The 14,654-nt window shown below is 70.9% G+C and carries 12 protein-coding genes and 2 pseudogenes; 7 read left to right on the top strand and 7 right to left on the bottom strand.

From position 1 onward, the window contains the following. Positions 1-73: 73 nt before the first annotated feature. Genes A5688_RS23070 through A5688_RS23060 form a run of 3 tightly spaced genes read right to left on the bottom strand, consistent with a single transcriptional unit; the run spans position 74 to position 4,170 of the window. Positions 74-949, bottom strand: a complete 876-nt coding sequence (locus A5688_RS23070) for an RluA family pseudouridine synthase (RefSeq protein WP_067910890.1) — start codon at positions 947-949, stop codon at positions 74-76. Further along, the gene (locus tag A5688_RS23065) at positions 946-2,700 is read right to left on the bottom strand and encodes a glycerol-3-phosphate dehydrogenase/oxidase (protein WP_067832449.1); all 1,755 of its coding nucleotides are present in this window, start codon (positions 2,698-2,700) and stop codon (positions 946-948) included. Before A5688_RS23065 ends, A5688_RS23070 begins: the two co-directional genes overlap by 4 nt. 54 nt (positions 2,701-2,754) lie before the next feature. Then, the gene (locus A5688_RS23060; protein ID WP_067832447.1) at positions 2,755-4,170 is read right to left on the bottom strand and encodes an NAD(P)H-quinone dehydrogenase; all 1,416 of its coding nucleotides are present in this window, start codon (positions 4,168-4,170) and stop codon (positions 2,755-2,757) included. An 81-nt stretch (positions 4,171-4,251) separates the two neighbouring features. Here A5688_RS23060 and A5688_RS23055 point away from each other — a divergent pair, with 81 nt between their 5' ends. Continuing rightward, positions 4,252-4,731, top strand: coding sequence for a gamma-glutamylcyclotransferase (locus A5688_RS23055; protein ID WP_067832445.1), 480 nt, complete (start codon positions 4,252-4,254; stop codon positions 4,729-4,731). Positions 4,732-4,926: 195 nt separating this feature from the next. Next, positions 4,927-5,745, top strand: coding sequence for an alpha/beta hydrolase (locus tag A5688_RS23050; protein WP_067910893.1), 819 nt, complete (start codon positions 4,927-4,929; stop codon positions 5,743-5,745). Positions 5,746-5,764: 19 nt separating this feature from the next. On the opposite strand, the gene A5688_RS23045 is transcribed toward A5688_RS23050, so the two are convergent. The 3 genes from A5688_RS23045 to A5688_RS23035 are packed head-to-tail and all read right to left on the bottom strand — an operon-like array spanning position 5,765 to position 8,802. Continuing rightward, positions 5,765-6,943 (bottom strand): amidohydrolase, encoded by a 1,179-nt coding sequence (locus A5688_RS23045; protein ID WP_067910887.1) that lies wholly within the window; start codon positions 6,941-6,943, stop codon positions 5,765-5,767. Next, on the bottom strand, positions 6,940-8,142 hold the full coding sequence (locus A5688_RS23040) for a M20 family metallopeptidase (protein WP_067832441.1): 1,203 nt from the start codon (positions 8,140-8,142) through the stop codon (positions 6,940-6,942). Before A5688_RS23040 ends, A5688_RS23045 begins: the two co-directional genes overlap by 4 nt. Before the next feature lie 45 nt (positions 8,143-8,187). After that, positions 8,188-8,802 (bottom strand): cutinase family protein, encoded by a 615-nt coding sequence (locus A5688_RS23035; RefSeq protein ID WP_207546729.1) that lies wholly within the window; start codon positions 8,800-8,802, stop codon positions 8,188-8,190. A gap of 115 nt (positions 8,803-8,917) precedes the next feature. Here A5688_RS23035 and A5688_RS23030 point away from each other — a divergent pair, with 115 nt between their 5' ends. Next, positions 8,918-9,733: a purine-nucleoside phosphorylase gene (locus A5688_RS23030; protein ID WP_067832587.1), complete on the top strand. Its 816-nt coding sequence runs from the start codon at positions 8,918-8,920 to the stop codon at positions 9,731-9,733. A 4-nt stretch (positions 9,734-9,737) separates the two neighbouring features. Then, on the top strand, positions 9,738-11,318 hold the full coding sequence (locus tag A5688_RS23025) for a phospho-sugar mutase (protein ID WP_067910884.1): 1,581 nt from the start codon (positions 9,738-9,740) through the stop codon (positions 11,316-11,318). 7 nt (positions 11,319-11,325) lie between these two features. On the opposite strand, the pseudogene upp reads toward A5688_RS23025, so the two are convergent. Beyond that, positions 11,326-11,943: pseudogene (upp, locus tag A5688_RS27120) on the bottom strand (uracil phosphoribosyltransferase); the annotation flags it as partial. 92 nt (positions 11,944-12,035) lie between these two features. On the opposite strand from upp, the gene A5688_RS23015 reads away from it, so the two are divergent. The 3 genes and pseudogenes from A5688_RS23015 to A5688_RS23005 form a co-directional block, all read left to right on the top strand. Beyond that, entirely contained in the window at positions 12,036-12,926 is an 891-nt protein-coding gene (locus A5688_RS23015; RefSeq protein ID WP_431768078.1) for an alkaline phosphatase family protein, read from the top strand. A 42-nt stretch (positions 12,927-12,968) separates the two neighbouring features. Further along, the gene (gene satS, locus A5688_RS23010; RefSeq protein WP_068268287.1) at positions 12,969-14,291 is read left to right on the top strand and encodes a protein export chaperone SatS; all 1,323 of its coding nucleotides are present in this window, start codon (positions 12,969-12,971) and stop codon (positions 14,289-14,291) included. A 26-nt stretch (positions 14,292-14,317) separates the two neighbouring features. Next, positions 14,318-14,654 (top strand): annotated as a pseudogene (locus A5688_RS23005) (VWA domain-containing protein); the annotation flags it as partial.

Raw genomic sequence — 14,654 nt, 5'->3', positions numbered from 1 at the left:
AGCTCGCACTTCACTCGGAGGTCTTCGTCATGTCACCACGCCACGCCGTCACCAACGTCCGTGGTCAGTACACCTAGTCGAGGTCCCGGGTCAGGCCGGCGCGCCGGCTGACGAATTCGCGGTGGGCGCCGGTCACCGGATCGTCGAACTCGATGCGGTGCGCCAACAGTTGCAGCGGCGTGCTGAAGTCGTCGGCCGCGACGTCAATGATGTTGGGGTACAACGGGTCACCCTCGATGGGTATGCCCAGCGAGGCCATGTGCAGGCGCAACTGGTGGGTGCGTCCGGTGCGCGGCGTCAGCCGGTACAGACCGTCCGGCGCCAGGAGTTCGACGCGGGTTTCCGCGTTGGGCGGACCAGGTTCGCAGACGGCCTGTAAGTGGCTGCGGCGCTTGATGATTCGGCTCTGCACCACCCGGGGCAACTCCAGCGCCGGGTCGACGGCGGCCCGGGCCAGATAGGTCTTGCGCACCAATCCGCGGGCGAACAGGGTCTGGTAGGCGCCGCGCACCTCGCGCCGCGCGGTGAACAGCAGCACCCCGGCGGTCAGCCGGTCCAGCCGGTGCGCCGGGCTCAGCTCCGGGATTCCGAGTTCCCGTCGCAGCCGCACCAGCGCGGTCTGCGCGACGTGACGCCCGCGCGGCATGGTGGCCAAAAAGTGCGGTTTGTCGACGACCACGATGTCGGCGTCGCGATGCAGCACCGGGATGTCGAACGGGACCGGCACCTCGTCCGGCAGCTCGCGATAGAGGTAGACACTCGCGCCGGCGGGAAGCACCGTGCCGTCGTCGATTACCGCGCCGTCGGCGCCGACGACCTCCCCCGCCAGCACCTTGGCGCGGGCCTGCGCGCCGAACCGGGCGGTGAGTTCGGCCAGCACCGGCCCACCCCGCAGCCGCACCCGCGCGGGCCCCAAGCCATCGCGAACCGGAAGCGGCGCGGGCCTCAACTGAGGGGCACCGGCTCGAGGATCTCGGCGCGCGCCTCGGGGGCGCTGGCCCGCAACTCGTCCGCCGACACGTCGTCGGGCTGCGCCTGGGACAGGATCTCGGCCTCCACCCGGGCGGTGTAGTTGGCGACCTCACGCTCGACGTCCTCGGCCGACCAGCCCAGCACGGGTGCGACCACGTCGGCGACCTCGCGGGCGCAGTCGACGCCGCGATGCGAGTATTCGATGGAGACGCGCATCCGCCGGGCCAGGATGTCCTCCAAATGCAAAGCGCCCTCGGCGGTCACGGCGTACAGCGCCTCCACCCGCAGGTAGCCCGGCGCCTCTTTGATCGGGTTGAGCAGATCGGGGCTTTGGGCCGCCAGCGCCAGCACGTCACCGATCAACGACCCGTAGCGGTCCAGCAGGTGACGCACCCGGTAGGGGTGCAGACCCTGCATGTCGGCGACGTGCTCGGCCTGGTTGATCAGCGCGAAGTACCCGTCGGCGCCCAGCAGGCTGACCTTTTCTGTGATCGACGGCGCCACCCGCGCCGGAATGAATTGGGCCGCAGCATCAATCGCGTCGGCGGCCATCACCCGATAGGTGGTGTACTTGCCGCCGGCGATGGCCACCAGGCCCGGCGCGGGCACCGCCACGGCGTGCTCGCGGGACAGCTTGGAGGTTTCCTCGCTCTCCCCGGCCAGCAGCGGCCGCAGCCCCGCGTACACCCCGTCGATGTCTGCATGCGTCAGCGGGATGGCCAGCACGGTGTTGACCGTCTGCAGGATGTAGTCGATGTCGGCCTTGGTGGCCGCGGGGTGGGCCAGGTCGAGATTCCAGTCGGTGTCGGTGGTCCCGATGATCCAGTGGCTCCCCCACGGGATGACGAACATCACCGACTTCTCGGTGCGCAGGATGATCGCCACGTCGCTGACGATGCGGTCGCGCGGCACCACCACATGCACGCCCTTGGAGGCGCGGACCTGAAAACGCCCGCGCTGCTTGGACAATGCCTGGATCTCGTCGGTCCACACCCCGGTCGCGTTGACCACCACGTGCCCGCGGACCTCGGTGATCGCGCCGTCCTCGGAGTCGCGGACCCGCACGCCGGTCACCCGGTCGCCCTCGCGCAGCATGGCGACCACCTGGGTGGAGGTACGCACCACCACGCCGTAGTGCGCGGCGGTGCGCGCGACGGTCATGGTGTGCCGCGCGTCGTCGACAACCGTGTCGTAGTAGCGGATCCCGCCGATCAGCGCGCTGCGTTTGAGGCCGGGGCTCAACCGCAACGCACCGGCGCGGGTCAAATGCTTCTGCGCCGGAACGGATTTCGCGCCGCCCATCCGGTCATAGAGAAAGATGCCCGCCGCGATGTAGGGACGCTCCCACACGCGGTTGGTCAACGGGAACAGGAACGGCATCGGCTTGACCAGGTGCGGCGCCAGCGTGGTCAGTGACAGCTCACGCTCGTAGAGCGCCTCGCGCACCAGCCCGAACTCCAGCTGTTCGAGGTAGCGCAGGCCGCCGTGGAACATCTTCGACGAACGGCTCGAGGTGCCCGAGGCGAAATCGCGCGCCTCCACCAGCGCCACCTTGAGCCCGCGGGTGGCGGCATCGAGTGCGCAGCCCGAACCCACCACGCCGCCGCCGATCACCACCACGTCGAACTGTTCGGAGCCCAGTCGTTCCCAGGCCGCCTCGCGCTGCCGCGGTCCCAGCACGGACACCGGTGAGCTGCGCTGGGTGGGCGCGTGGATCGGATCGGTCACGGCAGCGGACTCCTCACCGGGTTACTCGTCAGTAGGACGGGAATCGAACCTAGGCTAGTCGAGATCGTCGTGGGCCATCAGCCGTCGCGCGGCCTCGGTGATCGAGCCGGACAACGACGGGTAAACCGCCAGTGTCTGCGCCAGCTCGTTGACGGTGATCCGGTTCTGCACGGCCACCGCGATCGGCAGGATCAGCTCGGAGGCGATGGGCGCCACCACCACCCCGCCGATGACCACACCGGTGGACTTGCGGCAGAACACCTTCACGAAGCCCTGCCGCAGCCCCGACATCTTCGCCCGCGCGTTGGTGCGCAACGGCAGCATGATCGTGCGGGCCGACACCGAACCGTCGTCGATCATCGTCTGCGGGACTCCGACGGCGGCGATCTCGGGCCTGGTGAACACCGTCGCCGCCACCGTGCGCAGCCGGATCGGGCTGACGCCCTCGCCCAGCGCGTGATACATCGCGATCCGGCCCTGCATCGCGGCGACGGAGGCCAGCGGCAGCAGGCCGGTGCAGTCGCCGGCGGCGTAGATGCCGGCCACCGAGGTGCGCGACACCCGGTCCACGGTCAGGTAGCCGCCGCGGCCCGGCTCGATGCCGACCCGGTCCAGGCCCAGCCCGCCGGTGTTGGGGACCGACCCGATGGTCATCAGGGCGTGGCTGCCCTCGACCGTGCGCCCGTCGGCCAGGGTGACCAGCACACCGTCGCCGGTGCGGGTGACCGACTGCGCGCGGGCGTTCTTGACCAGCTGGACGCCGCGCTCGGAGAATGCCTCCTCCAGCACCAGGGCGGCGTCGGCGTCCTCGTAGGGCAGCACCCGGTCCCGGCTGGCGACCACCGTCACCGGCACGCCCAATTCGGTGTAGGCGTGCACGAATTCGGCGCCGGTGACCCCGGACCCGACCACGATGAGGTGCTCGGGCAGCGCCTCCAGGTTGTAGAGCTGTCGCCAGGTCAGGATCCGCTCGCCGTCGGGCGGGGCCGACGGCAACACGCGGGGGCTGGCGCCGGTGGCGATCAGCACGACGTCGGCCTCGTACTCGCTGGTGGTGCCGTCGGAGTGGGTCGCCTTGATGCGGTGGTACGCCAGCCCGGGGGTGGGGTCGATCAGCTCGCCGCGGCCGGCCACCACGTGCACGCCCACGCCGAGCAGCTGTTCGGTGATGTCGGCGGATTGCTCGGTGGCGAGCTGCTTGACCCGGGCGTGGATCTGCGGCAGCGAGATCTTGGCGTCGTCGATGTCGATCTCGAAGCCCAGCCGCGGCGCCCGGCGCAGTTCGGTGCGCAGCCAGGTCGAGGCGATGAACGTCTTGGACGGCACGCAGTCATCGAGCACGGCGGCCCCGCCGATGCCGTCGGAGTCGATGACGGTCACGTCGGTGGTGTCGGGGTGCGAGGTGGCGGCCACCAGCGCGGCTTCGTAACCGGCCGGGCCGCCACCGAGGATCACGATGCGGGTCGCCACAGGCCCAACCTAACGAAGCCGCGGGTGCCCTGCGAACGCTCGGGGGAAGACCGGCCAGCATCGGACGTCTAAGCTTTCCCCGTGCCGCTCTACGCCGCGTACGGGTCGAACATGGATCCCGAGCAGATGCAGAAACGCGCGCCCCATTCGCCGATGGCCGGAACCGGCTGGCTGCACGGGTGGCGGTTGACGTTCGGCGGCGAGGACATCGGTTGGGAAGGCGCGCTGGCCACCGTCGTCGAAGACCCGGATTCGAAGGTGTTCGTCGTCCTCTACGACATGACGCCGGCCGACGAGAACAACCTGGACCGCTGGGAGGGTTCGGAGTTCGGCGTGCACAAGAAGATCCGCTGCCGGGTGGAGCGCATCGCGTCGGACACCGATACCGACCCGGTCCTGGCGTGGCTGTACGTCCTGGACGCCTGGGAAGGCGGAATGCCGTCCGCCCGGTACCTGGGCGTCATGGCCGACGCCGCCGAAATCGCCGGAGCACCAAGCGAATACGTGCATTGGCTGCGGACCCGTCCGGCCAGCAACATCGGGCCGGGTACCAGCGCCTGATCCGGGCCTCCCCATAATTCATTCGCCTGCCGGCGATCGGGAGGGTAGACAGACACACCGATGATGCGCGAGCCCCCGATTCGGGGCCGCCGCCCACGGAAGGGAAATCGGCTGTCCATCCTGTCTATGTCGCCGGTCGCCGACGCGCTGGCGCGCACGTTCGCCGCCGCGGTCAAGCCCGCCCCCAAGGCCGCCGTGCGCTTCCCGGAAATCGCGGGCCGAACCTCTGAGGTCGCGATCCCAACCCGGCATGGCGCGATATCCGCAACCGTCTACCACCCGCCGACGGCGGCCAACCCGCCCGTCTACGTCAACGTGCACGGCGGCGGGTTCGTGGTCGGGCACCCCGAGCAAGACGACCCATGGTGCCGTTACCTGGCCGCCCACGCGGGCGTGCTGGTGATCAACCCCGACTATGCCCTGGCACCACAGCACCGCTTTCCGGTCGCGGTACACCAGATTTACGACGTCGTGTGCTGGGCGGCCGGCCCCGGCCGCGACTGGGACGGCACGCGACTGTGCGTCGGCGGCCAGAGCGCCGGCGGCAACCTCAGCGCTGCGGCGGCCCGGCTTGCGCTCGAGAACGGCGGCCCCGGCATCGCGCTGCAGGTGCTGCACTACGCGCCGCTGGACCTGGTCACTCCCGTCCGCGATAAGCCGTCCGCCCTTGGCCGCCGGGCGATCATGAAGCCGTGGATGGGCGAGGTTTTCGACACCGCCTACATACCCGAGCGGGCGCAGCGGCGCGACCGCCTGGCCTCTCCGGCCTGGGACGGCAACGCCGACGACATCACCGGCATCGCGGCCGCGCTGGTGGTTACGGCCGAGCACGATCGGCTGCGCGACGAAGCCCGCAGGTACGCGGGGAAGCTGGATGCGGTCGGGGCGTTGGCGGAGTACCACGAGGTGGCCGGCGTCGACCACGGCTACAACATCATGAGCCAGGCCGGCGACGTCACCCGGCGCATGTACGCCCATATCGCCGGACACGTCGTCCGCGCCACCCGCGCCTGATCCGGGCGCCCGGAAAGGCCTAGGAAGGCCCGAACGCCGCCGACTGCTCGACGATGCCGGTCAGCACGCGCACCCCGATCGGCAGCGCCCGCTCGTCGAGGTTGAACGTCGGCTGGTGCAGGTCCAGCTGCGGTCCCACACCCGGCCACACGCCCAGCCGCGCCATCGCGCCGGGAATCTCCTCCAGGTACCAGGAGAAGTCCTCGCCGCCCCCGGACTGGCGGGTGTCGGCCAGCGCGTCGGGGCCCAGCGACTCGATCGCGTGGGTGAGGATGCGCGTCGAGACGTCCTCGTTGACCACCGGAGGCACGCCGCGCCGGTACTGCAGCGTGTGTTCGATGGCCAGCGGCGCCAGCAGCCCGGTCACCGTCTCGCGGATGATCTCCTCCATGCCCACCCAGGTCTGCCGGCTGGCGGTGCGCACCGTGCCGGCCAGCACGCCGCTCTGCGGGATGGCGTTGGCGGCCACGCCGGCGTTGACCGCGCCCCACACCAGCACGGTGCCGTTGCGCGGGTCGATGCGCCGCGACAGCACCCCGGGCAGGCCGGTGATCAGCGTGCCGAGGCCGTACACCAGGTCGGCGGTCAGGTGCGGGCGTGACGTGTGGCCGCCGGGCGAGTACAGCGTGATCTCTATCTGGTCGGCCGCCGAGGTGATGGGGCCGTGCCGGACCGCGATCTTGCCGACTTCCAGCCGGGGGTCGCAGTGCAGGGCGAAGATCCGCGATACCCCGGTGATCGCGCCGGCGGCGATGGCGTCGATGGCCCCGCCGGGCATCAATTCCTCGGCGGCCTGGAAGATCAGCCGCACCCCGACCGGCAGCTCCGGCACCGACGCCAGCACCAGCGCGGTGCCCAGCAGGATCGCGGTGTGCGCGTCATGACCGCAGGCGTGCGCCACGTTGGGCATGTTCGAGGCGTACGGGGCGCCGGTGCGCTCGGCCATCGGCAGGGCATCCATGTCGGCACGCAGGGCGATCCGGGGCTCGTGCTCGGGGCCGACGTCGCAGACCAGTCCCGTTCCGCCGGGCAGCACCTTCGGGTTGAGCCCGGCCTCGGCGAGCCGCTCGGCGACGAACTGGGTGGTGGCGTACTCCTGGCGGCCCAGTTCGGGGTAGCGGTGAATGTGGCGGCGCCATTCCACCAGGTCTTCGTGGTGGGTGGCCAGCCAGGAATCGGCGGCGTCGGTCAGGCTCATGACGGCACCCCGCCGCGTCTGCGCTCCCGCGCGTCCATCACCCGGTCGCGCTGTTCGGGCGTCTGGGCCAGCTGAACCACCGTGCGGGCCAGCATGATCGCGCCCTCGACGACCGCGCGGTCGGCGCTGGGGCCCGCGGCGGCGTCGGCGAACGCGCGCTGGTGGACCATGGCGCCGCCGGCGTCGACCCCGACGATCGGATGGATCCCCGGCAGCACGTGCGTCACGTTGCCCATGTCGGTGCTGCCCATGGGCAGCGCGGCCTCGAACTCGCGGGCCACCGGCTCGCGGCCGAGCCGGCACATCTCGTCGCGGAAGACGTCAGCCAGCCATTCGTCGGGCCGCAGTTCGTCATACGGGGGCGCGGGGTTGTCGATCTCGTATTCGCAACCGGTGGCCAGCGCGCCCGCGCCGAAGCAGGCGTACATCCTGCCCTCCAGCTCGCGCAGCGAATCCGATTCGGCCGCCCGCATGGCGTACTGCAGCGCCGCGTGCCCGGGGATGACGTTGACCGCCTGGCCGCCGTCGGTGACGATCCCGTGCACCAGCTGCCCGGGCGCGAGTTGCTGGCGCAGCAGCCCGATGGCCACCTGCGCCACGGTCACCGCGTCGAGGGCGTTGACGCCGAGGTGCGGTGCGACGGCGGCGTGGGATTCCTTGCCGCGGTAGCTCACGGTCGCCTCGGACAGGGCCAGCGAGCGGGCCGCGGCGATGTCGGCCGGTCCGGGGTGCAGCATCACCGCCGCGGCGATGTCGTCGAACACCCCGGCCTTCAGCAGCAGCGCCTTGCCGCCGCCGGCCTCCTCGGCCGGCGTCCCCAGCAGCGACACCCGCAGGCCCAGGTCGTCCGCCACCTCGGCCAGGGCCAGCGCGGTGCCCACCGCCGACGCCGCGATGATGTTGTGGCCGCAGGCGTGGCCGATCTCGGGCAGCGCGTCGTATTCGGCGCAGATCCCGATGGTCAGCGGGCCGTCGCCGAAGTCGGCGCGAAAGGCGGTGTCCAGGCCGCCGGCGGCCGCGGTGATCTCGAAGCCGCGCTCGGCGACCAGCGCCTGCGCCTTGGCGCAGCTGCGGTGCTCGGCGAAGGCCAGCTCGGGCTCGGCATGGATGGCGTGGGACAGCTCGACAAGGTCGGCACCACGCCGCCGCACGACGTCCTCAACGCTGTCGGACGGGCTGTCTAACGGGGTCGTGGGCACTCTCGCAGTATGTCGCAGTATGCCTTCAGGACCCAACGCCGCTGGCTACACCAGCCCGGCGATGAATCCCGCCGCCTGGCCGGGGTAGGGCGGCACGGCGTAGTCGTGGTGCGCATCCCTGTCGCGGCCGCCGACGACGCAGACCGGGTCGCCCTCGCTGCACAGGTCGATGGCGCGGCCGCTGAACGCGCCCGTCGACGACAGGGGCGTGTTGAAGCGATTGCCCGGGTTGCCGAACACCGCGACCGCCTTGATCTTGTTGGCCAGCGCGGGATCCAGCGCGGGCGCCGATCCGAAGTTGCCGATGCGCTGACCGACCGGGGGCACCCCGGCGAGCATCGAGACCGCCGCGGCGCCCTGCGAGAAGCCGCCCAGCACCAGCCGCGTCGACGGGCACTGGTCGACCATCTGCGCGATGTGGTCGCGCGCGTCGTTGGCGCCGTCGGCCGTGGTCAAGAAGTTGTAGCTGGCCGGATAGTTCACCGCGTAGGAGTCGACGCTGCGCGACCCCAGCGCGGGTTGCAGCGCGGCGAACAGCGCGTCGCCGACGAGCCCCAGGCCGGGCGGCTCGGCGGTGCCGCGGGCGAAGATGAGTTGCACGTCCGGGCAGTCCGCTTTCGCCGACGGAGCCGGGCCGTATGTGATCGAAACCACTGACAGCACAACGGCGGCGGCAACTCCCATGACCGGGCCAACCACCGGCCACCTACGAAGATTCATACGGCAGATCCTGACATATACCGGCGACACCGTCGCACCGCTAGGGTCGATGGCTGTGGCCGAAACCCCGTCCGACCCAGGCGACCTCGCCCGCCGGGCGGCGGACGTCATCGCCGAACGCACCGGAATCGCCCAGCATGACGTCGCCATCGTGCTCGGATCGGGCTGGCCGCCGGCGGTCACCGCGCTCGGTACGCCCACCGCGGTGCTGCCGCAGGTGGAGCTGCCCGGGTTCTGCCCGCCGACCGCGGTCGGGCACACCGGCGAGCTGCTGTCGATGCGCATCGGCGCCCACCGGGTGCTGGTACTGGTCGGGCGCATCCACGCCTACGAGGGCCACGACCTGTGTCACGTCGTGCACGCGGTGCGGGCGGCCTGCGCGGCCGGCGTGCGGGCCGTCGTGCTCACCAACGCGGCGGGCGGGCTGCGCCCGGACATGGCCGTCGGTGAACCCGTGCTGATCAGCGACCATCTGAACCTGACCGCCCGGTCCCCGCTGGTCGGCCCGCAATTCGTGGACCTGACCGACGCGTACTCGCCGCGGCTGCGCGAGCTCGCCCGGCGGGCCGATCACACGCTGACCGAGGGCGTCTACGCCGGCCTGCCCGGCCCGCACTACGAGACGCCGGCCGAGATCCGGATGCTGCGCACGCTGGGCGCCGATCTGGTCGGCATGTCGACCGTGCACGAGACCATCGCGGCCCGGGCCGCCGGCGCCGAGGTGCTGGGGGTCTCGCTGGTGACCAACCTGGCCGCCGGGATCAGCGGCGCACCGCTGAGCCACGCCGAGGTGCTGGCCGCCGGGGCCGCGGCGGCCACCCGGATGGGCGCGCTGCTGGCCCTGATCCTTTCCCAGCTGCCCCGGTTCTAAAGCCGTGACGCCCGAGGAGTGGATCGCCCACGATCCGGACCCGAGGACGGCCGCCGAGCTCGCCGCGTGCGCCCCGGACGAACTCGCCGCGCGGTTCGCCCGGCCCCTGACGTTCGGCACGGCCGGACTGCGCGGCCCGGTGCGCGGCGGCCCCGACGCCATGAACGTGGCGGTGGTGTCACGGGCCACCTGGGCGGTGGCGCAGGTGCTGATTCGCCGCGGCCTGCAGGGCTCGTCGGTGATCGTGGGACGCGACGCGCGGCACGGCTCGGCGGTGTTCGCCACGGTCGCCGCCGAAGTTATTGCCGCGCAAGGATTTTCCGTGACACTCCTGCCGGGTCCGGTGCCCACTCCGGTGGTGGCGTTCGCGGTGCGGCACACCGGCGCAGCGGCCGGGATTCAGATCACCGCATCGCACAACCCGGGCGCCGACAACGGCTACAAGGTGTACCTCGACGGCGGCATCCAGATCGTCTCCCCCACCGACCGCGAGATCGAGGCCGCGATGTCCGCCGCACCGCCGGCCGATCAGATCGACAGGACCCCCGTCGAACCCGCGCCGGCCGATCTGGTCGAGCGCTACATCGAGCGCGCGGCCGGGTTGCGCCGCGGCACCGGTTCGGCGCGGGTGGCGCTGACCGCGCTGCACGGGGTGGGCGGCGCGGTGGCCGTCGAGACATTGCACCGAGCGGGGTTCACCGAAGTGCATTCCGTCGGAATCCAATTCGCCCCGGACCCGGACTTTCCCACGGTGGCGTTCCCCAACCCCGAGGAGCCCGGCGCCACCGACGCGCTGCTGGCCCTTGCGGCGGACTGCGGCGCCGACGTGGCGATCGCGCTGGATCCCGACGCCGACCGGTGCGCCGTCGGCATCAAGGACGGGCCGCGATGGCGGATGCTGTCCGGCGACGAAACCGGTTGGCTGCTGGGCGATTACATACTGTCGCGGGCGCGGACCGAAACCCCGGTGGTGGCCAGCACGGTGGTGTCGTCGCGGATGCTGGCGTCCATCGCCGCGCGCCACGGCGCCGTCCACGTCGAAACCCTCACCGGCTTCAAATGGCTGGCCCGCGCCGACGCGGAAGTGCCCGGCGGCACCCTGGTCTACGCCTACGAGGAGGCGATCGGGCATTGCGTCGACCCCGCGGCCGTGCGCGACAAGGACGGCATCAGCGCCGCGGTGCTGGTGTGCGACCTGGTGGCCGCGGCCAACCAGCAGGGTCGTTCGGTCCCGGACCTGCTCGACGAACTGGCCCGGCGGTACGGGGTGCACGACGTCGCCGCGGTGTCGCGCCGGGTCGCCGACGCCGGCGAGGCCGCCGAACTGATGCGTCGGTTCCGGGCATCCCCGCCGAGAACGCTGGCCGGCCACGCCGCGAAACTCACCGATATCACCGACGCGCTGATCTTCACCGCCGGCGACGACGACACGTCGATCAGGCTGGTGGTGCGGCCTTCCGGGACCGAGCCGAAGCTGAAGTGCTACTTGGAGATTCGCTGCGCGGTCGGCGACGACCTGGACTCGGCGCGGCGGCGCGCCCGCGCCCTGCGCGAGGAGCTGGTGGCCGCGGTGCGGGGCTGGTGAACAGGTTGGGCCCGAACTGGCGGTCACCGGCGTCGCCGAGGCCCGGCACGATATAGGCCGACTTGTTCAGGCCCTTGTCGACCGCGGCGGTGAACACCCGCGCGTTCGGTGCCGCTTTCTCCACCGCCGCAAGGCCTTTCGGGGCGGCCACCACGCAGAGCACGGTGATATCGGTTGCGCCGCGGCGTGCCAACAGCCCGATGGTGTACGCCATCGACCCGCCGGTGGCCAGCATGGGATCGAGGACGATCACCGGCCTGCCCGCCAGCCTGGCGGGCAGCGCCTCCAGATACGGGACCGGCACGTGGGTTTCTTCGTCGCGGGCGACACCGACGAATCCCACCTCCGCCTCCGGTATCGCGGCGTGCGCGGCGTCGACCATGCCCAGCCCGGCCCGCAGCACCGGCACCAGCAGCGGCGGCTTGACCAAGCGCGTCCCCGCCGCCGCCGCGACCGGGGTGCGGATGCGCACCGACCTTCGCGGCGCGTCGCGGCCGGCTTCGTAGACCAGCATCAGCGTGAGCTCGCGCAGCGCGGCGCGAAAGCCGGCGGTGTCGGTGCGTTCGTCACGCAGCACCGTCAGCCGGGCCGCGGCAAACGGGTGGTCGACGACGCTCAATTCCATGGCGTCGAGGGTATATAACGATCGGGCAAAGCCCTTCTGACACGCTCGCGTCCGTCCCGGAAAACCCTTACGCCCGTTCGTATACTCCGGGCGTGTTGCGCGAAATTCGAGTTCGGCCACGGCTGATCGGCGGGGCGTATCGTAGCCTGCGAGCCTTGGGCGCGTGCGCGTTGGTGGCGCTGGCGGCCAGCCCGTTGACCCCACGCATAGGCCTTGCGGCAGCGGCCATTCCGCAACCCGCGCACATCGTGATCGTGGTCGAGGAGAACCGCTCCGAAAACGGCATCATCGGCAACAAGTCGGCGCCCTTCATCACCTCGCTGGCCGCGGGCGGCGCCAACATGACCCAGTCGTTCGCCGAAACCCATCCCAGCGAACCGAATTACCTGGCGCTGTTCGCCGGCAACACATTCGGGGTGACCAAGGACCTGTGCCCGGTCAACGGCGGTGCCGCACCGAACCTCGGCTCCGAATTGCTCGCCGCGGGCTACACATTCGTCGGCTACGCCGAGGGCCTGCCGGCGGTCGGCTCACCGGTCTGCAGCGCGGGCAAATACGCGCGCAAGCATGTGCCCTGGGCCAACTTCACCAACGTGCCCGCGGCGAACTCGCTGCCCTTCTCGGCGTTCCCGATGGGCAACTACGCCAGCCTGCCGACCGTGTCGTTCGTCATCCCCAACAACGACGACAACATGCACGACGGGTCGATCGCGCAGGCCGACGCCTGGCTGAACCGCGAGCTGTCCGGATACGCCAATTGGGCGGTGGCCAACAACAGCCTGCTGATCGTGACGTTCGACGAGGACGATAACGGCAGCCGCAACCAGATCCCCACGGTGTTCTACGGCGCCCACGTCCGTCCCGGCGGCTACAGCGAACAGATCAACCACTACAACGTGCTCTCCACGGTGGAGCAGATGTACGGGCTGCCCAAGACCGGATACGCGGCCAGCGCGCCGCCGATCACCGATATCTGGGGCTAGCCACTCCGGGCACATGCCGCGGCCGTCGCTATTGTGTGCCGCATGGTTGCTGACCTCGTGCCCATCCGCCTGAGCCTGTCCGACGGTGACCGCTACACGGTGTGGGCGCCCCGCTGGCGCGACTCCGGCGACGAGTGGGAGGCGTTCCTGGGCAAGGACGAGGACCTGTTCGCGTTCTCCTCGGTGGCCGACCTGGTCGCGTTCGTGCGTTCCGACGACGACCACGACCTGGCCGACCACCCGGCGTGGAAGGAGCTGCGGGCGGCGCACGCGCACGCGTTCGAGCCGGCCGAGGACAAGCAGTACGACCTGGTCGCCGTCGAGGAGCTGGTGGCGGAGAAGCCCACCGACGAGTCGGTGTCCGCGCTGGCCGGCACGCTGGCCATCGTGTCGTCCATCGGCTCGGTGTGCGAGCTGGCCGCGGTGTCGAAGTTCTTCAACGGCAACCCCAGCCTGGGCACCGTGTCCGGCGGGATCGAGCACTTCACCGGCAAGGCCGGCGCCAAGCGCTGGAACGCGATCGCCGAGGTGATCGGGCGCAGCTGGGACGACGTGCTGGGCGCGATCGACGACATCGTCACCATCCCCGAGGTCGACGCCAAGCTGTCGGACAAGGCCGCCGACGAGCTGGCCGAGGAGCGCGACGAAGACGGGGCCGACGAGGCCGCCGCCGAGTTGGAAACCACCGAGGCCGAGGCCGACGAGGAGGCCGACGAGGACACCGCAGACGCCGAGGACACCGCAGACGACGACATCGACGACGACACCGACGATGCCCCGGCCCGGGCGACCGGGGACACCGTGGTGCTGGGCAGCGACAAGGACTTCTGGCTGCAGGTGGGCATCGACCCGATCCGGATCATCACGAGTTCCGGCACCTTCTACACGCTGCGCTGCTACCTGGACGACGAGCCGATCTTCCTGGGCCGCAACGGACGCATCAGCGTCTTCACGTCCGAGCGCGCGCTGGCCCGCTACCTGGCCGACGAGCACGACCACGACCTGGCCGACCTGAGCACCTACGACGACATCCGCACCGCCGCAACCGACGGCTCGCTTGCGGTCGAAATCACCGACGACAACATCTACGTGCTCAGCGGGCTGGCCGACGACCTGGCCGACGGCCCGGACGCGGTGGATCGCGAGCAGCTGGAGCTGGCCGTCGAGGTGCTCCGCGACATCGGCGACTACTCCGAGGAGAGCACCGTCGACAAGGCGCTCGACACCGGCCGTCCGCTGGGCAAGTTGGTGGCCGCGGTGCTCGAGCCCGAGACGGCCACCAAGCCGTCGCCGCCGTACGCCGCGGCGGTTCGCGAGTGGGAGAAATTGGAACAGTTCGTCGACGGACGGCTCCGGCGCGAATAGCTGCGTGACGGGATAGGTTGGGTGGCGTGTCGCTTCCCGGTATCGGCCCGTTACCGCTGTACGGGTTTCAGCGTCCCGGCCTGCTGTTGTTCGGGCTGGTGCCGCTGGCCCTGCTGGCCGTCTACGTCCTGGTCCAGGCGCGACGCCGCCGGCGGCTGCACCGCTACACCGACACCCCCGTCGCGCAGTCGCCGTGGCGGCACCTCCCGATCGCGGTGTCGCTGCTCTGCCTGGCGCTGTTGACCATCGCGCTGGCCACCCCCACCCACGACATGCGGATCCCGCGCAACCGCGCGGTCGTGATGCTGGTGATCGACGTGTCGGAGTCGATGGCCTCCAACGATGTGCCACCCAACCGCCTCG

This window comes from Mycobacterium mantenii, assembly GCF_001667865.1.
GTDB lineage: Bacteria > Actinomycetota > Actinomycetes > Mycobacteriales > Mycobacteriaceae > Mycobacterium > Mycobacterium mantenii_A.
The sequence above is the reverse complement of the archived record's forward strand: the minus strand, read 5'-3'. Positions and strand labels throughout refer to the sequence as shown.

Bases quoted from the DNA above. Each gene is read 5' to 3' on its own strand.
- A5688_RS23045 (WP_067910887.1), bottom strand. From the start codon at position 6,943: ATGAGCCTGACCGACGCCGCCGATTCCTGGCTGGCCACCCACCACGAA.
- satS (WP_068268287.1), top strand. From the start codon at position 12,969: ATGGTTGCTGACCTCGTGCCCATCCGCCTGAGCCTGTCCGACGGTGAC.